The sequence below is a fragment of the Streptomyces sp. NPDC051740 genome (assembly GCF_044453165.1).
Lineage (GTDB): Bacteria > Actinomycetota > Actinomycetes > Streptomycetales > Streptomycetaceae > Streptomyces > Streptomyces atrovirens.
This window is the reverse complement of record NZ_JBITCL010000013.1, coordinates 170,925-189,687: the sequence shown is the minus strand read 5'-3', so window position 1 is coordinate 189,687 and position 18,763 is coordinate 170,925. Positions and strand designations below refer to the sequence as shown.

Here is an 18,763-nt window from a genome sequence, read left to right as displayed (position 1 = left end):
CGGCCGTACGGGGGTCACTCCCCCGCCCGCCGGGCCCACCGTCCGGTCCAGCGCGGGGTCGTACGGTCGGACACCTCGAGCCGGTCGGGGGCCAGGTCCTGGAGCAGGGCGGTGATCCGCCGTTTGCCGGTGAGGACGCGGTAGCCGCCGGTGCCGGGCAGCAGCGGGCCCGGGAGGGTGATCACCCGCCCCTGCTCGGTGTCGTGGTCGCTCTCCCGTTCGCCGGGGACGATGAGCACGGGCCGGTGTCCCGCCTCCAGGTAGCCCTTGCCGAGTTCCCGCAGCGCGGTGCGCAGTCCTCCGGACGCGGGCGCCACGAAGTTCGCCGGCCGCACGATCCGCAGCGACGCGCTCATGCCGCCACCGCCGTCCTGCGTCCGGCGAGCACATCGGTGTAGTGGCCGATCAGCTGGTCGCCGACGGCCGCCCAGGTGCGGCCCTCGACCGCCGCGCGCCCGGCCGCCCCGTACGCGGCCCGCAGGACGGGATCGGCGGCCATGGACCACACCGCGTCGCGTACGGCGGCGGCGTCGCGCGGGGGGACGAGGAGTCCGGTGCGGCCGTGCGCGACCAGGTCCAGCGGGCCGCCCACGGCGGGTGCGATCACGGGCACGCCGCTCGCCATCGCCTCCTGCACGGTCTGGCAGAAGGTCTCGAACGGTCCCGTGTGCGCGAAGACGTCCAGTGAGGCGAAGATCCGCGCGAGGTCCTCGCCGGTGCGGCGGCCGAGGAAGACCGCGCCGGGCAGCGCCCGCTCCAGTGCCGGCCGGCTGGGCCCGTCGCCGACCACCACGACCCGCACCCCGGGCAGCGCGCAGACCCCGGCCAGCAGCTCGACCCGCTTCTCCGGGGCGAGCCGGCCGACGTAGCCGACGACGAGCCCGCCGTCCGGGGCGAGGGTGCGGCGCAGTGCCTCGTCGCGGAGGCCGGGCCGGAAGCGGACGGCGTCCACACCGCGCGGCCACAGCCGGACCCGGGGTACGCCGTGTGCCTCCAGGTCGCGCAGGGCGGCGCCGGACGGGGCCAGGGTGACGTCGGCGGCCGTGTGCACGGAGCGGATGCGCCGCCAGGCGGCCGCCTCGCCGGCGCCCATGTACGTACGGGCGTATCCGGCGAGGTCGGTCTGGTGGACGGCGACGGTGGGCAGGCCCAGGCGGGCGGCGGCCGCCATGCCGCGCACGCCGAGGACGAAGGGGCCGGCCAGATGGACGACGTCGGCCCGGTGCTCGGCGATCGCGGTGGCCAGGCGCCGGCTGGGGAGGGCGACACGGACCTGGGGATAGCCGGGGAGCGGGAGGGAGGGGACGCGGACGACGGGGCAGGGCGCCCCGTCGCCGGGTTCGTCGCCCGCGACGGCGGGGGCGACGACGAGGGGGGTGTGGCCGCGGTCGACGAGGTGCCGGGCGGTCTGGAGCGCGCAGTGGGCCACGCCGTTCACATCGGGGGAAAGGACTCGGTGACGATGACGACACGCATACCGGTGTTGTCGCCGCGCCGGACGTGGTCACGTCAACGTGGATCTTTCCTCGCGGGGAACGCGCCGTGAGCGTTGCCTCCCTCACCCGCGCAGGTCAGGCGGCATCCGCGCACACCTGACCCACGGGTCACCCGTCGTTCACACCGCGCGGGCGGAGGGGATCACACGGCGGTCTCCTCGGGACCGATCCTGCTGCGTACGGCGGTCTGCACCTCGGCCTCCTCGGCCGGGTCCGCGGCGAGCCTGCGCAGACGTTCGACGACCCGGGTGTCCCCGGTCTCGGCGTGCCGGGCGGCGACCTCGCGGGTGGACTCCTCGCAGTCCCACAGGCACTCGACGGCGAAGCCGGTGCCGTAGGAGGGGTCGGTCGCGGCGAGGGCGCGGGCGGCCCGGCCCCGCAGGTGGGACGAGGCGGTCTCGCGGTAGATGTGGCGGAGCACGGGGGCGGCGCAGGCGATGCCGAGGCGTCCGGCGCCGTCGACGAGGGTCCACAGGGTGGGCGCGTCGGGGCCCTCGCCCCGTACCGCCTCCCGCAGCGCCGCGAGGACCAGGTCCCGGTCCTGGAGGCCGCCCCGGCAGGCGAGGACCCGGCCGGCGGCGGCGCCGAGCGGGTCGGGCCGACGGGCCCAGCCGCGCGCCCGGTCGACGGCGGCGAGACTGCGCATGCGTTCGAAGGCGTCGACGGCGGCCTCCACGACGGCCGTCGAGCCGGTGGTCACGGCACCCTCGATCAGGCCGAGGGCGTCGGGATCGTTGCCGTCGGCGAGATACCGCAGGGCGGTGCACCGGGCTCCCTCGGTGCCGTCCTGGGCGGCCCGGACGATCTCGGGCCGGTCCTCGGGGCCCGCCACGGCGGTGAGGCAGCGGGCGGCCGGGACATGGAGCGCGGCGCCGCGCTCGACGCCTTGCTGGGCCCACTCGAACACCGCCTGCACGCTCCAGCCGGGCCGGGGCCCGGTGGGGCGCATCTGCCGCTGCCAGCGGTCGAAGGACCCGGCCTCCTGGGCGGCGCGCACGCGCGTGGCGACGGCCTCGCGGGGGTCGTCGGCCCACAATCGCCAGGGCCGTGGTTCGAAGGCGTCGCGGACGGTGGCGGCGAGTTCCGCCTCGCCCTCGGCGTCGGTGGTGAACCGCGCGAGGACCGGGGCGGCCAGGGCGCGCAGGCCCGCGTCGTCGTCCCTCAGGGCCAGCTCGTCCAGGGCCCAGGCCCAGTTGGTGCCGTGGGCGGCGTACCTGCGCAGCAGGTCGAGGGCGTCCCGCCTGCCGTAGGAGGCGAGGTGCCCGAGGACCGCGAGGGCGAGTCCGGTGCGGGACTCGTCGGTGTCGAGGACGTCCTCGGGGTCGAAGAGGTGGGCCTCGATCGCGTCCAGTTCGCCGTGCAGATCGAGGTAGAGGCGGGCGTAGTAGAGGGAGCGGTTCTCCACCTGCCAGTCGTGGCGCGGGTCGCGCAGCACACAGTGGTTCAGCGCCGCGAGCGCTTCGGAGCGCGGGGCGGTGAGCGCGTGCAGCGTGCCGTCTCCACGGCCCCGCTGGAGCAGGCCGAGCAGCGTACCGCTGGGCGCTATGACCGGATCGAACATGGGAAACAGCCTCACATCAAGCGTCGACGCAACCGGGGACGTGCATTACCTGGCCGCGTGACAACACGTCGGGGCGCCCGCCGTTTCCTGCTTGCTGTAGACCATTTCTCTCTGCCTCTCGTCGGTGGCCCATGCGGACCGCATCACGGCCCGCGCGGTGCGGCAACACCTGCCCAGCCATCGCGTCCGTGAATCACGTCGTCATGATGACCCGGCGGTCACATCTACCGCGACCGAAATTTCGGCGGTCCTGTACCGCCTCCCCCGTTTTCCGTGTCGTCGCTGGTCAGAGCGGGTCGCTCAGCGCTCGCCGAACAACTCGAGCAGTTCCGTGCGGGCGAACATCCGGGCCGTGTCGACGGCCGAGGGAGTGCCCGCGGACGGGTCAGCGCCACCTTTCAGAAGGGCCTGGATCACCTCGGTCTCGCCCTTGAAGACCGCTCCCGCGAGTGGCGTCTGACCCCGGTCGTTGACGCGGTCGGCGTCGGCGCCGCGCTCCAGCAGCGCGCGTACCGCCTCGGCGTGACCGTGGTACGCGGCGAGCATCACGAGGGAGTCGCCCCGGTCGTTGGTGAGGTCGGCCGGCACGCCCGCGTCGACGTAGGCCACGAGCTCCTCGGTCCGGCCGCGCCGGGCCAGGTCGAAGATCTTGGTCGCCAGCTCCACGACCTCGGGGTCGGGGGCTTCAGTCATCGCCGGACCGCCTCTCACTGCACGTGCTTCACGCATCGGGGACAGGACGTACGTCTGCGAGCGGTGCAGAGCCGTACGGGTGAATCGCCAGGGTACTGGCTCACCGGGCACATGAGCCGTTGCGCCCGAGGTAATGATCACGGCAGACCCATCCGGGTCAAAAGCCGAGAATCGACCCAGTTGCACCTTTTATCGTATAGATACATTCTGTGAGCCTGGAAGTACTCATGGTGACTTTCCCTCGCGAACCAGGAGAACTCACATGATCATCTCGATCTCGTGCGTGGTGCTGCTCGGCGTCGTCGTCTTCATCTTCTTCCGCAAGGACGGACTGAAGGCGTCGCACGCCCTGGTGGCGATGCTCTTCGGCTTCTATCTGGCCAGCACGGCCATCGCACCCAGTATCAAGGCGGGCGGCGAAAGCCTGGCCGGCCTCCTGGGCGGATTCAAATTCTGAGCCGCCCGATCCCGCACCGCCCGCCCGTACGCACCCTCTGGAGACAGCAGTGGCCCGGCGCCCACTCCCCCGCATCCTGAGCAACGGCGGCGCACAGCTCGCCCGGAGCCGGGAGCTGGCCAGAACGGCGGCCGACGGCGCCACGGACGTCCTCCACCCGCTGATCACCATCACGCGCGGTCTGCGCCGGCTGGCCTCGGCCGGGCGGCGCAGGTGGGCCGACACACCCAAGGACCGGCGCGGCGCGCTGCTCTTCCTGGTGACCTCGGTCCTGCTGGCCGTGGCGCTCGCGCCGTACGGCCCGCTGCTCGCCGTCGTCACCCTGATGGCGGCGGCGGCCTGGCAGGGCCGGGACCGCGCCCCGTCAGCGCCCGCCGGGCCCGACACGTCACAGATCCAGCGCCTGAAGTCGCTCTACGAGGCCTTGGTGCCGTACTTCTCCGCCGCCGAGGACCCCGAACCGCTCTACGCCCACGGCGGCGACTGGGGGAAGGTCTTCTCCGAGTACGCGTTCGACTCCACCGGCCGGATCGCGCACCTGGTGATCGGCTACCCCGCCTACTTCACCGACGGCGAGCCGGAGTCCCGGGCGCGGATCGAGCATCTGCTCGGCGCGAAATCGGGGCGTGGCCGCGAATACCATTTCGCGTGGGACGAGGAGGCCAACCAGCTCACGGTCCGCGTCCTCGCGCCCCTGCCCACCGACATCGCCGCCCAGCCCTTCGTCACGGCCCCCGGCGAGACGGTCCTCGGCTTCACCGATCCCACCGGGGTGCAGCGGACGCTGCCGCTCACCCACGGCACCCACGGCGAGGAGCGGCGCGATGTCCCGCCCGTCGTCTGGCGCACCGGCATCCGTTCCACCGAGCCCCATCTGCTCGTGGCCGGCCAGCCGGGCAGCGGCACCTCGACACTGCTGCGCTCGATCGCCCTGCAGGCCCTGCACCACGGCGACGTGGTGATCGTCGACGGCGGTGGTACCGGCGAGTACGCCTGCCTGACCGGCCGGGACGGCGTGCTCGCCGTGGAGTGCGGGCTGACGGGGGCGCTGACCAGCCTGGAGTGGGCCGCGCACGAGACGGAGCGCCGGCTGATCGCGGCCAACCGCGCGCACCAGGCGGGCGACCCGCCGCCCGAGGACACCAGGCGTCCCCTGTGGCTGCTGCTGGACCGGCCGAGCGCGTTCACGCACCTGGCCGCCGCGGACGGCCGCGAGGATCCCCAGTCGCTGCTCCAGGTTCCGCTGCGGCACGGCCGCCCGGCGAACGTCACCGTGGTCGTCGCCGAGCAGCTCGACGGTCTGGAGGGCCTCAGCGAGCCGGTACGGCAGCACACGCGCGCGCGTGTCGTCCTCGGGCCCGCGACGGCGGAGGAGCTGAGGGCCGTTCTGGGGGCGCCGCCGCACACCACGCCGGTCGACCAGGTGCCGCCGGGGCGTGGCTACGCCCGGCTGGGTTCGGGGCCGGTCCACCGTCTTCAGGTTCCGGCGACGCCGGATCCGTACGACGACGCGACCAGTGAGGCGGAGCGGCAGGCGGTGCTGGATCTGCTGCCGCCGCGGACGACGCCTGCGGATGAGGAACCGGAGCGGCTGGAGGCCGTGCGCCTCGACAAGGTGTCGGTGGAGAAGGTTGCCGCTGACACGGTTGTCGAGGAGCCTGCACCCGAGGAGACTGCGGTCGCGGAATCGTCCTCCTAGCGGGTTGCCGGAGGGTCGTGCGGCGCGTGCCGCTGCGCCCACCCGTGCCGCCAAAGCGGCACGATTGCCCGCAGCTGAAACGGCACCCGCGCTGAGCGCCCCTGCAAAGCCGTTCCGAAACACCCGCGGTTGCACCGGCACCGGCACCGGCACCCCCCGGTCACGCCACGAACGTGCGGGGGGGTTCCGTGCCGGATGTGCCGCCTGTTTCCACGATCCGGGCCGCTGCGGAGAGGCGTACCGCCGCCTCCTCCGCCACCGCGCCGCCCACCGTGAAGGGGAGGCGTACGTAGCCCTCGAAGGCTCCGTCGACGCCGAAGCGGGGGCCGGACGGGACCCGGACGCCCACCCGTTCGCCCGCCTCGGCGAGGCGGGAGCCCGAGAGGCCGCCGGTGCGCACCCACAGGGTGAGGCCGCCGCGCGGTACCTCGAACTCCCAGTCGGGCAGCTCCCGCCGTACCGCGGTCACCAGCTCGTCCCGGTTCCGCCGGGCCTGGGCACGCCGTACCTCCACCGCCTGTTCCCAGCCACCGGTGCCGAAGAGCCAGTTCACGGCCAGCTGTTCCAGCACGGGCGTGCCCAGATCGGCGTACGCGCGTGCGGCGACGAGGCTGCGGATGACGTCGGGCGCCGCGCGCACCCAGCCGATGCGCATGCCGGCCCAGAATGCCTTGCTCGCCGAGCCGACCGTGATCACCGTGGACCCGGCCGGGTCGAAGGCGCACACCGGGCGCGGCATCTCCACGTCCGGGTCGAGCCACAGCTCGCTCATCGTCTCGTCGGCGACCAGCACCGTGCCCGCGGAACGCGCCGCGTCCACCAGGCGGCGTCGCTGGTCCTCGTCGGCGAGCGCGCCGGTCGGGTTGTGGAAGTCGGCGACGACGTACGCGATCCGGGGTGCCGCCTCGCGCAGCACCTGGCGCCAGCGGTCCAGGTCCCAGCCGGTCAGGCCCTCGGCCATGGCGACGGGGACGAGCCGGGCGCCGGCCTCCCGCATCAGCTGGAGGATGTTGGCGTAGGACGGCGACTCGACGGCGATGCGCTCGCCGCGGCCCCCGAAGAGGTGGCAGATGGCGTCGATGGCGCCCATGGCGCCGGTCGTCACCATGATCTGCTCGGGCATGGTCGGGATGCCGCGCGCGGTGTAGCGGTCCGCGATCATCGAGCGCAGCGCGGGCAGCCCGGCGGGATAGTCGCCATGGGTGTGCGCGTACGGCGGAAGCTCCTCCAGCGCGCCCTGGACGGCCCGGGTGAGCCAGGGCTCGGGCGCGGGCAGCGCGGCACAGCCGAGGTCGATCATCGAGCCGAGGGCCTCGGGCGGCAGCGGTTCGAGTCCACGCGCGGGCACCGGGTTGCCGGCCGGGACCGCGGTCCAGCTGCCCGCGCCGCGCCGTGACTCCAGGAACCCCTCGGTGCGCAGCGCCTCGTAGGCGGCGGCGACGGTGGTGCGGCTGACGGAGAGGGCGAGGGCCAGTTCCCGTTCGGCGGGCAGCCGCGCGGCCACCGGGACGCGTCCTTCCAGCACCAGCAGGCGGATGCCGTCGGCGAGCGCGCGGTAGGCGGGCGGGCGGCGGGTCCCGGGGCCGGCCGGGCGGTCCTGCTGGGAGTTGAGCAGCCGGGCGAGCTGCGCCGCACCCACTGCGGAGGTCCACTGCACCATGAGAATCAGTCCACCTTTCCCGGATTGGCCATGGATGACATCATCGACCAAGCCACAGGGTGTCATGCGTCGGTCCACTTCCACCACAGGGGGCACGTTTTGGCCAGGTACTCCTCCCGGCACGGGCATCTCGCACGGCGGCTGTTCCAGCTGTACGCGGGGCTGGCGCTGTACGGCGCGAGCTCGGCACTGCTGGTGCGGTCGGGGCTCGGCCTCGAACCGTGGAACGTGCTGCACCAGGGCCTGTCCGAGCGGACGGGGCTGTCGATGGGCGTGGTGCTGACCCTCGTGGGCGCGGCGGTGCTGCTGCTGTGGATCCCGCTGCGTCAGCGGCCGGGACTGGGCACCGTCTCCAACGTGCTGGTGATCGGCGCGGCGATGGACGCGACCCTGGCCGTGGTCCCCGACGCGCACGCCATGGCCGTACGCGTGCCGCTGATGGCGGCGGGCATCGTGCTCAACGGCGCGGCGACCGGACTGTACATCGCGGCGCGCTTCGGCCCGGGCCCGCGCGACGGACTGATGACGGGACTGAACCGGCGCACCGGGGTGTCGGTCCGCCTGGTCCGCACCGCCATCGAGATCACCGTGGTCGTCACGGGCTTCCTCCTCGGCGGCACGGTGGGCGTCGGCACCCTGCTGTACGCGGTGACGATCGGCCCGCTCGCCCAGCTGTTCCTGCGCGCCTTCGCCGTCCCCTCGACATCCGACGGCAGCACGGTCGTTGCCGCCGGTCGACCACGGCGGGCGATACTGCGTCCGTGACCCCGCGGATACGCCACCCCTACCTCGACCGTCCCGGCCCGATCGCCTTCGCCCACCGGGGCGGGGCGGCGGACGGCCTGGAGAACACCGTCCGGCAGTTCCGGTGCGCCGTCGAGGCGGGCTACCGGTACATCGAGACCGACGTCCACGCCACGCGCGACGGCCGGCTCGTCGCCTTCCACGACGCGACCCTCGACCGGGTGACGGACGGCGCGGGCCGGATCGCCGATCTGCCGTGGCGGGACGTGGCGCACGCGCGCGTGGCGGGCGCGGAACCGGTTCCCCTGTTCGAGGAGCTCCTGGATACCTTCCCCGAGGTGCGCTGGAACGTCGACGTGAAGGCCGAAGCCGCCCTCCTGCCGTTCCTGGGCCTCATCGGGCGCACAGACTCCTGGGACCGGATCTGCCTCGGCTCGTTCTCCGAGGCCCGCGCGGTGCGCGCCCAGCGGCTGGCCGGCCCGCGGCTGGCCACCTCCTACGGCACCCGGGGCGTGCTGAACCTGCGGCTGCGGTCCTGGGGACTGCCGGCCGCGGTGCGCCGGTCGGCCGTCGCCGCCCAGGTTCCCGAACAGCAGTCGGGCATCCAGGTGGTCGACCACCGGTTCGTACGGGCCGCCCACGCGTACGGGCTTCAGGTGCACGTGTGGACGGTCAACGAGGCGGAGCGGATGCACCGGCTCCTGGACCTCGGGGTGGATGGCATCATGACCGATCACATCGACACACTGCGCAAGGTCATGGAGGACCGCGGCGTCTGGGTCTGAGACCCCGCGGCCGACCGCCTCCGCGCGCTCACGGGGAAGCGAGGGCACGGGTGGACACCGACACCGTGCGGTCAGCGGCGGGGGACGGGGCCGCCGGCCGGCGGCGCGAGCAGCGCGGCTGGTACTTCTACGACTGGGCGTGCTCCGTGTACTCCACGAGCGTGCTCACCGTGTTCCTCGGCCCCTATCTGACGTCGGTCGCCGAGGCCGCGGCGGACGCGGACGGGTTCGTCCACCCGCTGGGCATACCGGTGCGCGCGGGCTCCTTCTTCGCCTACGCGGTCTCCCTGTCGGTGATCGTGGCCGTGCTGGTGATGCCGCTGGTGGGTGCCGCCGCCGACCGCACCGGCCGCAGGAAGCCGCTGCTCGCGGCCGCCGCTTACACCGGGGCCGCGGCGACGACGGGCATGTTCTTCCTGGGCGGCGAGCGCTATCTGCTCGGCGGTCTGCTGCTGGTGGTGGCGAACGCGGCGCAGTCGGTCGCGATGATGCTCTACAACTCCTACCTCCCGCAGATCGCCCCGCCCGAGGAGCGCGACGCGGTCTCCTCGCGCGGGTGGGCCTTCGGCTACGCGGCCGGGTCCCTGGTCCTCGTTCTGAACCTCGTCCTCTACACCGGTCACGAGAGCTTCGGCGTCTCCGAGGGCATGGCGGTGCGCATCTGTCTGGCGTCGGCCGGTCTGTGGTGGGGCGCCTTCGCGCTGGTGCCGCTGCGCCGGCTGCGCGACCGCCGTGCTCCCGCGCGGGAGGCTGCCCTGCCGGGCTTCCGGCAGCTCGCGGCGACCGTCCGCGACATGCGCCGGCACCCGCTGACGCTGGCGTTCCTGCTGGCGTACCTGGTCTACAACGACGGCATCCAGACGGTGATCACCCAGGCCTCGGTGTACGGCTCGAAGGAACTGGGGCTCGGACAGTCGACGCTCATCACGGCCGTGCTGCTGGTCCAGGTGCTGGCGGTGGCGGGTGCGCTGGCGCTGGGCCGGCTGGCCCGGCGGTACGGCGCGAAGCGCGCGATCCTCGGCTCCCTGGTCGCCTGGACCCTGACCCTGGCCGCCGGGTACTTCCTGCCCGCCGGGGCCCCCGTGTGGTTCTTCGTGCTGGCGGCCGGAATCGGCCTGGTCCTCGGCGGCAGCCAGGCGCTGTCCCGCTCGCTCTTCTCCCATCTCGTACCGCCCGGCAAGGAGGCCGAGTACTTCTCCGCGTACGAGGTGAGCGACCGCGGGACGAGCTGGCTCGGGCCGCTGTTGTTCGGTCTCACCTACCAGCTGACGGGCAGCTACCGGGACGCGATCATCTCCCTGGTGGGCTTCTTCGTCCTGGGATTCGTGCTGCTCGCGCGGGTGCCGGTGCGGCGGGCGATCACCGAAGCGGGCAACCCGGTTCCCGAACGGATTTAGCACTGGGCGCGAAAGGGCTGTAGTGTACGCGTTTGGCCTGCCAGGCGTACCGTTACTGCGCGTCAAAGATGCCGAACGCTGAGTCGCATCTCCTTATAGGTGTGACAAACCGGACGTCGGGGGGTACTGCACTGGTTGACAAGGCTGCGGCTACGACGGCGACGCATGACCCGGATCGGACCTCCGGACGGGAATCTTTACCGCCGCCCGGACGTTGACCGGATGACGACGACAGCGACACCTGTCCTGTGGGCGACAAGCCCGGGAGGCACGATTCATGAGTGAGCGAGCTCTTCGCGGCACGCGCCTCGTGGTGACCAGCTACGAGACGGACCGCGGCATCGACCTGGCCCCGCGCCAGGCCGTGGAGTACGCATGCGAGAAGGGGCACCGCTTCGAGATGCCCTTCTCGGTCGAGGCGGAGATCCCGCCGGAGTGGGAGTGCAAGGTCTGCGGTGCCCAGGCACTCCTGGTGGACGGCGACGGCCCCGAGGAGAAGAAGGCCAAGCCCGCGCGTACGCATTGGGACATGCTGATGGAGCGGCGCACCCGAGAGGAACTCGAAGAGGTCCTCGAGGAGCGTCTCGCCGTTCTGCGCTCCGGTGCGATGAACATCGCGGTTCACCCCAGGGACAGCCGAAAGTCGGCTTGATCCCGCCGGGGACCTGCGCGAGGCCACAAACGCACAGCGGCACAGGACCGCGGGCGCCGTACATCTCGTACGGCGCCCGCGGTCCTGTGTGCGCAGGGCGGCCCGGCCGCCCTCAGCGGGTGAGCGGCGGGCGCGGTCCCCGCGAGGTGTCCTCCGGGGCGCTTCCGGGTTCGTCCCGGACCACCTCTCCCTGGACGACCTTGCCGTCGGGCCGGCGCATACGGGCCTGCTGGAAGGCGTCCCCGAGAGAGCCCTGCGCGGCCTCGCGGAGCTTGCGCTCGAAGGTGCGCTCGGCGTAACGGCTCACGGCCTTCTGCACCGGCGGCACCAGCAGGAGCAGCCCCACCGCGTCCGAGATCACGCCGGGGATGATCAGGAGCAGACCGCCCAGCATCGTCAGGCCGTTGCCCTCGCTGTTCGGCCGGGCCTCGGACAGCATCCCGCCCTGCTGCTGTTGCAGCGTCTCGGTCAGGTTCTTGAAGGCCCGTCGGCCGGCCCGCTTGATGACGACCGAGCCGAGGACGAGGCCGGCCACCAGGATCAGGAAGACCACCAGTCCGTTCGACGCCCCGGCGACCATGGTGAGCAGCCAGATCTCCAGCACGAGCCATGCGGCGACACCCAGCGGCAGGAAGGTGCGCAGCCGGGAGCGCCGGGGCCGGGCGGGGGACGGGGTCTGAGCGCCAGTCGTCATGCTCCCAGTGTGCCTGGACCCGGCTCAGCACGGGATAAGCGGGATCACCGGGACGAACAGGCAGTCGTACGCCTACGGTTCGGACCGCTTGACGTCCGGCTCGGGCTGCTGCTTGTCGTCCGGCTCGGGCTGCTTGACGTCCGGCTCGGCCCGCTGCTTGTCGTCGCCGCGTCCGAGGACCTTGCCGACCCTCTCCCCCACACCCCACGCCGTGACCCGCCACAGCGCCTCGACGAGGATGTCGCGGCTCATCTTGGAGTCGCCGAGTTCGCGCTCGACGAACGTGATGGGAACCTCGACGACGTGATAGCCGGCCTTCACCGCGCGGCGGGCCAGGTCGACCTGGAAGCAGTACCCCTGGGAGGCCACGTCCTCGAGGCCGAGGCCCTCCAGCGTCTCGCGGCGGAAGGCGCGGAAGCCGCCGGTGATGTCGCGCAGCGGCAGGTCGAGCGCCACGCGCGAGTAGAGGCTGCCCCCGCGCGAGATGACCTCACGGGACTTCGGCCAGTTCACCACCCGGCCGCCGGGCACCCAGCGCGAACCGAGCACCAGGTCGGCACCCTTGAGGGCGGTCAGCAGACGGGGCAGTTCCTCGGGCTGGTGGGAGCCGTCGGCGTCCATCTCGATCAGTACGCCGTAGCCGTGCTCCATGCCCCAGCGGAAACCCGCGAGATAGGCCGCGCCCAGGCCCTCCTTGCCCTTGCGGTGCAGCACCTGGACGTGGTCGTCCCCGGCGGCCAGTTCGTCGGCGAGCTTGCCCGTGCCGTCGGGGCTGTTGTCGTCGGCCACGAGAACGTGCGCCTCGGGAACGGCCTCGCGCACCCGGCCGACGATCGCCTTGATGTTCTCCGCCTCGTTGTAGGTCGGGATGATCACCAGAGCCGTGCCGAGCGGGCCGAAGTTCCGCCCCTGGGATCCTGCCGCGAGGGTCCCGTCGCCGTCGTTCACTGCTGCCCCTTCATGTCCTGTGCGCAGGGTCCCACCATAGTGGGCACGACCCGCGCCGACGTGACGGGACGTTCATATGGTGGTGTTGTTTACCGAAGATCGGGTAGGAACATACTTTTTGGGCGCACTGAAGAGGGGGCGGGGGACAGCGGATGGGGGCCCGGCGCCCTTCGGGCCGGCCCGGGACCCGCCGGCTGCGGATCGGCCTGAAGCCGTTGTCTACTGAGCGCCCGGGCCCCACCCGAGGTCGCACCTCCTCGGCCGGCCGGAACGTCCCTCGGCACCGCGCCGCCGCTGAGCCTGGCTCCCAGTGACGGTGCCCCGGTGCGGCACACCGTCCCTGACCCAGCGGTTCCGACACGAGTGGCCGGACGTTCTCCGGTCGGGCGTCCGGTGGTGGACCCGGCCGAACCTACCGGCCCCCCGCGGCCGCCTGTCAACAGTCGTTCGACCTGCGCAATGTGGTTCACATGCCTGGTCAGCGAGGAGGATGCGCAGGTCGCGGGAGAAGGGCGCGGCGCATGATCGTCACCGCGCCGCCCTCGTAGATCACTCGCCCGGCCGTACGAACACCGTGCGCCCGCCGACCACGGTCCGCAGACAGACCGGCAGGTCACGGCCGGGGGCGAGGTCGGGCAGGCCGGGGGTGCCGGAGCGGGGGTCGGTGGACCAGCGCGCCACCCGGTCGTCGGGGGCCTGGACGACGAGTTCACCGGTGTGCCAGAGGGCGTAGTCGGCGGGCGCGCCGGGCACCAGGACGCCCGCGTCGTCGCGTCCGACCGCCCGCCAGCCGCCGCGCGTGTGCGCGGTGAACGCGGCGCGCACGGAGACGCGGTGCTCCGGTGTGCGGTGGAAGGCGGCGGCCCGGACCGTGCCCCAGGGGTCGAGGGGGGTGACCGGGCTGTCGGAGCCGAAGGCGAGCGGGACGCCGGCGCGCAGCAGCGCCGCGAAGGGGTTGAGGGTGCGGGCCCGCTCCGCTCCCAGGCGCCGTGCGTACATGCCGTCCTCGCCGCCCCACAGGGCGTCGAAGGCCGGCTGGACGGAGGCGGTCAGGCCGAGTTCGGCGAAGGCGGCGACGGTCTCGGGGGTGAGCATCTCGGCGTGCTCGACGCGGTGCCGGGCCGCGCGGACGCGGGCGAGGCCGAGTGTGCCGGCGGCGGCCCGCATGCCGTCGACGACGGTGCTCACGGCGGCGTCGCCGATGGCGTGGAAGCCGGCCTGGAGGCCCGCCTCGGTGCAGGCGACGACGTGGGCGGCGACGGCCGCCGCGTCCAGGTGGGCGGTGCCGGTGTGGCCGGCGTCGGCGTACGGCTCGTGCAGGCACGCGGTGTGCGAGCCGAGGGCACCGTCGGCGAACAGGTCGCCCGCGGCGCCGATCGCGCCCAGCTCCTTCGCCTTGGCGACGTCCTGTTCGGCCCAGTAGCCGACGACGCGCGGACCGTTCTCCTCGGCGGCGAGCCGCAGCAGTCCGGTGAAGTCGTCCTCGGAGGAGATCTCCGGGCCCCCGCACTCGTGGACCGTGCCGATGCCGAGGGAGGCGGCGTGGGCGAGGGCGGCCCGCTGGGCCTCGGTGCGCTGGGCCGGCGTGACGGCGGCCAGGGCGGCGGCGCGCACCGCGTGGTGGGCGTCCCCGGTGAGGGGGCGGTCCTCGCGGGTGACCACGACCGGGACGAGGTCGAGGAGCGCCGTGGTGACGACCGCGGAGTGGACGTCGATCCGGCTCAGGTAGAGGGGACGGCCGCCGGTGGCCTCGTCCAGCTCGGCGCGGGTCGGGGGACGGCCGCCGGGCCAGCGGGCGGCGTCCCAGCCGTGGCCGAGGAGGACCCGGTCGTCCGGGCGGGCGGCGGCGAACTCCCGTACGCGGGCCAGCGCGGCCTCCAGCGAGGGGGCGGCGGACAGGTCGAGGCCGGTGAGGGCGAGGCCGGTGGCCGTGGTGTGGACGTGCGCGTCGGTGAACGCGGGGGTGACCAGCGCGCCGTCGAGGTCGATCACCTCGTCGACACCGTCCGCGAAGGCGTCGGCGGCGCCTTCGGAGCCGACCCAGGCGACCTGGCCGCGCTCGACGACCATCGCGGTCGCGAAGGGGTCGGCGGGGCTGTGGACCTCGCCGCGGCGGAGCAGGAGGGTGTGGGGTGGGGCGGTGCGTTCACTCATGTTCCACAGTTTCGCGTGTCGTGCGGTCCGCCCGGTACGCAGGTCCGTCTCCGGGAGCCGACGCGTTCCCGTCCGGCCGTTGTGGTCGCCCCCGCCGCCCCTTCCCGTTCGCGTCCCCGGGGGCCCTGCCCCCCCCCGGCCCCCGCTCCTCAAACGCCGGAGGGGCTGACTTCTGCCCAGCGGGCTGGAACGGGTGCGGGGTTCAGATGCGTGGCGGGCGGGCTTCGTACGGGGTGGAGAGGACCACCGTCGTGCGGGTGGAGACGCCTGCCAGTGAGCGTACGCGGGCGAGCAGTTCCTCCAGTTCGTGCGGGGTGGACACGCGCACCTTGAGGATGTAGTTCTCGTCGCCCGCGACGCTGTGGCATGCCTCGATCTCGGGGACTCCGGCGAGGCGGTCCGCGATGTCGTCGGGGGCGCTGGGGTCGAAGGGTTTGACCGAGATGAAGGCGGTCATGGGCAGGCCGACGGCCTCCGGGTCGACGACCGCGGCATAGCCGCGGATGACGCCACGCTGTTCCAGCCGGCGCACCCGCTGGTGCACGGCCGACGTGGACAGGCCCGTGGCCTTGCCCAGGTCTGTGTAGCTCATCCGCCCGTCCTTGACGAGCAGCTGCACGATCTGTCGGTCCAGCTCCTCCATGGCGCAAGAACCTACAGTGCGCTTGATCTCCTCGGATACCTGAGCCGCCCAGGTCATGCCCGGTTCGTGATGTGCCGGAGGCCGCCGCGCGCGGTCCGGGGGGACAAAGCCCCCGCACGGGGCATCCACACCTGGCATGTGACGAACACCACACCTTTCGGGCGGTCTCCGTGATGTCCCCGTGATTACCCCGGAGGGGGGACGGGAAGTGCTTGCTGTGGTCGAGGCCGCAGTGCCTTCACGGCCCAGCCCGAGGGGGAGAACCCATGCAGAGTCTTAAGCGCCTTGGTCGTACCACGTCCAAGCGGCAGCAGCCGGTCGTCGAGCTCGATCCGGAGTACGTCGAACCCGACGTCGCGGACGAGGAACTCGACGCCTACGACACCTTCGAGATGTACCGGGTCGTCTGCCCGGACTGCACGCAGCCCATCGCCCTGCTCGCGGACGAGGACACCCTGCCGGAGCACGCGCTGTGCGCCTCGCCGTGGAACCCGTTCGGGCTCACGGTCTGCGCGGGCACCGGCCGCCGGGCCGCCGAGGCGCGGCCGGCCGACGAGTCCGTCACTCCCCAGGAGCAGGACACGGCCCTGCTGCTGACGCTCCCCCAGGGACTCGACTGGCGCACCCAGCCCTTCTCGCACGTCGGCGGTCCGGGCTCGCGTCCGATCCGGGTCCCGGCGATGCGGCGGCACGCCGCCTGAGCACGCACCGGTGCGGGGGCGGCGCGGTCCGCCGCCCCCGTCCGCGCGGGACGGCCGCGAACGCACGTCCTGTTCCGGGGGTCGGTGACCCGTCCGGTCGCTCCCGCGTTGCCCGGGTATGACGACCCCCACGCACTCGACGACCGGGCGTCGGCGCCGCGTCTTCGTGCCGCCGCCCGCGGAGGCGGTCGCACCCGCGCCGCCCCGGCTCCCGGATCCGCCGATCTACCGCGATCTGATGCGGACCTGGGCGGACCGGGGCCGCACGCTGCCCGGGCGGCAGGACCCGGAGTGGACCCGGCTCGCCGCGCCCTGGCGGGGGTTCGACCCGCTCAGCGGGTCTCCGGACCCGCGAGGTGGCGGGCGATGACCATGCGCTGGATCTGATTGGTGCCCTCGACGATCTGCAGGACCTTGGCCTCGCGCATGTAGCGCTCGGCGGGGAAGTCCGCGGTGTAGCCGTAGCCGCCGAGGATCTGCACGGCGTCGGTGGTGACCCGCATCGCCGTGTCGGTGCAGTGCAGTTTGGCCATGGCGGCCTGCTTGGCGAACGGCCGCCCCGCGTCGCGCAGCCGGGCCGCCGCCAGATACAGCGCGCGCCCCGCCTCGATCTGCGTGGCCATGTCGGCGAGCATGAAGCGCAGTCCCTGGAAGTCGGTGATCGGCTTGCCGAACTGCCGCCGCTCGGCCGCGTAGCCGAGCGCCTCGTCCAGCGCCGCCTGGGCCAGGCCGATCGCGCAGGCGGCGATGCCGAGCCGGCCGCCGTCCAGCGCCGACAGGGCGATCGCGAAGCCCTGCCCCTCCTCGCCGACGCGCCGCGCGTCGGGGACCCGGACGCCGTCGAGATGGACCTGGGCGGTGGGCGAGCCCTTCATCCCCATCTTCTTCTCCGGCGCGGCGGCGCTCAGCCCCTCGGCGTCACCGGGCACCAGGAACGCGGTGATGCCGCGCGGTCCCTCCTCGCCGGTACGGGCCATGACGGTGTAGAAGTCGGCGATGCCGCCGTGGGTGATCCATGCCTTGGTGCCGGTGATCACCCAGTCGTCCCCGTCGCGCACCGCCCTGGTGCGCAGCGAGGCCGCGTCCGAGCCCGAGGCGGGCTCGGAGAGGCAGTAGGCGCCGAGCAGGCCGCCGCCGAGCATCGCGGGCAGATGCTCGGCCCGCTGCTCCTTGGCGCCGAAGGCGGCGAGCGCGTAGGAGGCCAGGGTGTGCACGCTGACGCCGAGGCCGACGGTGAGCCGGGCCGCGGCGAGCTCTTCGAGGACCTGGAGGTAGACCTCGTACGGCTGGTCTCCGCCGCCGTGCTCGGAGTCGTAGGGCAGGCCGAGCAGGCCGGATCCGGAGAGCAGGGTGAACAGTTCGCGGGGGAAGCGGCCCGCGTCCTCCTCCTCGGCCGCCTGCGGGGCGACCTCGCGCTGCGCGATGCCGCGGACGAGCGAGATGAGGTCCCGGGCCTCGTCCGTGGGCAGTTGCCGGTCCACCGGCTGCGGGGCGCGGTCGGGCATGGCGACGCTCTCCTCCCTGTTCGGGCACATCGGCGTGCGCCTTGGGTGGGGGCGGCTCCGCCGGGGTCGTATCGGTGCCTGGCCGATGCTCGCACTCCCGGGTCTCGGAAGCTGCTGACCAGCGGCTGTGCGCTGCGAGTATGCCCGATCGGCCGCAGCAAGTCACCAGTTAACGACCGCTCACTTCAAAAAGTTTCCGCGCCCTTGCCGAACGGAATATTCACCCGAAAGGTGACACCGAGAACGGGGAACCGATCAAGGGCCGGAGCCCGTCTCAGGCGTCGCGGCGGGCGGGCGCCGGGGCCGGGTGGGCGGGGTCCAGCTCCTCGATGGCGCGCATGGTTCCGCCGAGCGTCTTCACCAGCAGCTCGCTCATGGTCTCGCGGGACAGTTCACCGCGGTCGATCCAGGTGAGCGCGGCGCCCTCCACGCTGCACACCCAGGCCAGCAGCCCCATCCGCGCCACCGGCGCGATGTCCGTACGGCCGTAGGCGCCCTCGGCGATGGTCGCGACGATGGCCTCGCGCACCCCGTCCCGGATGGCGTGCACCTCGGTGTCGAAGCCGACGCCGCCGCTGACGATCGCGCGGTAGGCGGCCTGGTTGTGCTCGGCGTACCGCAGATAGCTGTCGATGGTGCGGTGCACCCGCTCCGCGGGCGGCAGTCCGGCCCCGCCCGCGGCGAAGGTGACCAGGCCGGCCACCGAGTCCTCGATGATCGCCAGGTAGTAGCCGCGCTTGGAGTGGAAGTAGTAGTAGATCAGCCCCTTGGCGACCTGCGCCTGGCGCGCGATGTCGTCCATCGAGAGCGCGTCGTACGACGTGTCCGCGAACAGCCTCCGCCCGATGGCGATGAGTTCGGCGCGACGTGCGGACGAACGCTCGGTACCGCGTGCCGCGGGGCGTACGGCGGACTGCCGGCTGATGTTCAATTTCGACCCAGGTCTTCCTGCGGGCGGTGGGACATCCCGCCGC

16 protein-coding genes and 2 pseudogenes are annotated in these 18,763 nt (G+C 73.0%); 7 read left to right on the top strand and 11 right to left on the bottom strand.

Translation table 11 applies throughout. The features are described from left to right. Positions 1–23: 23 nt before the first annotated feature. The 4 genes and pseudogenes from ACIA6T_RS22730 to ACIA6T_RS22715 form a co-directional block, all read right to left on the bottom strand. A pseudogene (locus ACIA6T_RS22730) lies at positions 24–356 on the bottom strand (glycosyltransferase); the annotation flags it as partial. Then, positions 353–1,476: pseudogene (locus ACIA6T_RS22725) on the bottom strand (glycosyltransferase family 4 protein). The pseudogenes ACIA6T_RS22730 and ACIA6T_RS22725, both read right to left, overlap by 4 nt. A gap of 162 nt (positions 1,477–1,638) precedes the next feature. Continuing rightward, positions 1,639–3,057 (bottom strand): HEAT repeat domain-containing protein, encoded by a 1,419-nt coding sequence (locus tag ACIA6T_RS22720; protein WP_399448270.1) that lies wholly within the window; start codon positions 3,055–3,057, stop codon positions 1,639–1,641. 300 nt (positions 3,058–3,357) lie between these two features. Next, positions 3,358–3,750 carry an ankyrin repeat domain-containing protein gene (locus tag ACIA6T_RS22715; protein ID WP_399448269.1) on the bottom strand — a complete coding sequence of 131 codons (393 nt, stop codon included), beginning with the start codon at positions 3,748–3,750 and terminating at the stop codon, positions 3,358–3,360. A 262-nt stretch (positions 3,751–4,012) separates the two neighbouring features. Here ACIA6T_RS22715 and ACIA6T_RS22710 point away from each other — a divergent pair, with 262 nt between their 5' ends. Both ACIA6T_RS22710 and ACIA6T_RS22705 read left to right on the top strand, forming a co-directional pair. Then, positions 4,013–4,207 (top strand): hypothetical protein, encoded by a 195-nt coding sequence (locus ACIA6T_RS22710; RefSeq protein WP_030832645.1) that lies wholly within the window; start codon positions 4,013–4,015, stop codon positions 4,205–4,207. Between the two features lie 49 nt (positions 4,208–4,256). Beyond that, positions 4,257–5,906 (top strand): hypothetical protein, encoded by a 1,650-nt coding sequence (locus ACIA6T_RS22705; RefSeq protein ID WP_399448268.1) that lies wholly within the window; start codon positions 4,257–4,259, stop codon positions 5,904–5,906. 160 nt (positions 5,907–6,066) lie between these two features. Here ACIA6T_RS22705 and ACIA6T_RS22700 read toward each other — a convergent pair whose 3' ends face one another. After that, a complete protein-coding gene (locus ACIA6T_RS22700; RefSeq protein WP_399448267.1) occupies positions 6,067–7,566 on the bottom strand; it encodes a PLP-dependent aminotransferase family protein in 1,500 nt (499 codons plus the stop codon). A gap of 30 nt (positions 7,567–7,596) precedes the next feature. Between ACIA6T_RS22700 and ACIA6T_RS22695 the strand changes: the two genes are divergently transcribed. From ACIA6T_RS22695 to ACIA6T_RS22680, 4 genes are all read left to right on the top strand, one after another. Further along, entirely contained in the window at positions 7,597–8,331 is a 735-nt protein-coding gene (locus tag ACIA6T_RS22695) for a YitT family protein (RefSeq protein WP_399448266.1), read from the top strand. Continuing rightward, entirely contained in the window at positions 8,328–9,095 is a 768-nt protein-coding gene (locus tag ACIA6T_RS22690; protein WP_399448265.1) for a glycerophosphodiester phosphodiesterase, read from the top strand. Before ACIA6T_RS22695 ends, ACIA6T_RS22690 begins: the two co-directional genes overlap by 4 nt. A 50-nt stretch (positions 9,096–9,145) precedes the next feature. Next, on the top strand, positions 9,146–10,492 hold the full coding sequence (locus tag ACIA6T_RS22685; RefSeq protein ID WP_399448264.1) for an MFS transporter: 1,347 nt from the start codon (positions 9,146–9,148) through the stop codon (positions 10,490–10,492). Between the two features lie 277 nt (positions 10,493–10,769). After that, complete coding sequence (locus ACIA6T_RS22680; protein ID WP_003977404.1) at positions 10,770–11,144, top strand: RNA polymerase-binding protein RbpA; 375 nt, start codon at positions 10,770–10,772, stop codon at positions 11,142–11,144. A gap of 112 nt (positions 11,145–11,256) precedes the next feature. On the opposite strand, the gene fxsA is transcribed toward ACIA6T_RS22680, so the two are convergent. From fxsA to ACIA6T_RS22660, 4 genes are all read right to left on the bottom strand, one after another. Further along, positions 11,257–11,838 (bottom strand): FxsA family membrane protein, encoded by a 582-nt coding sequence (gene fxsA / locus ACIA6T_RS22675; RefSeq protein ID WP_399448263.1) that lies wholly within the window; start codon positions 11,836–11,838, stop codon positions 11,257–11,259. Positions 11,839–11,910: 72 nt separating this feature from the next. After that, positions 11,911–12,786 (bottom strand): polyprenol monophosphomannose synthase, encoded by an 876-nt coding sequence (locus ACIA6T_RS22670; RefSeq protein ID WP_399448262.1) that lies wholly within the window; start codon positions 12,784–12,786, stop codon positions 11,911–11,913. Positions 12,787–13,335: 549 nt separating this feature from the next. Next, positions 13,336–14,940: an amidohydrolase gene (locus tag ACIA6T_RS22665; protein WP_399448261.1), complete on the bottom strand. Its 1,605-nt coding sequence runs from the start codon at positions 14,938–14,940 to the stop codon at positions 13,336–13,338. Positions 14,941–15,142: 202 nt separating this feature from the next. Further along, positions 15,143–15,583 (bottom strand): Lrp/AsnC family transcriptional regulator, encoded by a 441-nt coding sequence (locus ACIA6T_RS22660; RefSeq protein ID WP_030867874.1) that lies wholly within the window; start codon positions 15,581–15,583, stop codon positions 15,143–15,145. Positions 15,584–15,849: 266 nt separating this feature from the next. Between ACIA6T_RS22660 and ACIA6T_RS22655 the strand changes: the two genes are divergently transcribed. Beyond that, complete coding sequence (locus ACIA6T_RS22655; RefSeq protein WP_399448260.1) at positions 15,850–16,284, top strand: hypothetical protein; 435 nt, start codon at positions 15,850–15,852, stop codon at positions 16,282–16,284. A 332-nt stretch (positions 16,285–16,616) separates the two neighbouring features. On the opposite strand, the gene ACIA6T_RS22650 is transcribed toward ACIA6T_RS22655, so the two are convergent. After that, on the bottom strand, positions 16,617–17,789 hold the full coding sequence (locus ACIA6T_RS22650) for an acyl-CoA dehydrogenase family protein (protein ID WP_399448299.1): 1,173 nt from the start codon (positions 17,787–17,789) through the stop codon (positions 16,617–16,619). A gap of 274 nt (positions 17,790–18,063) precedes the next feature. Then, on the bottom strand, positions 18,064–18,720 hold the full coding sequence (locus ACIA6T_RS22645) for a TetR/AcrR family transcriptional regulator (RefSeq protein WP_385051644.1): 657 nt from the start codon (positions 18,718–18,720) through the stop codon (positions 18,064–18,066). Positions 18,721–18,763: the final 43 nt, after the last annotated feature.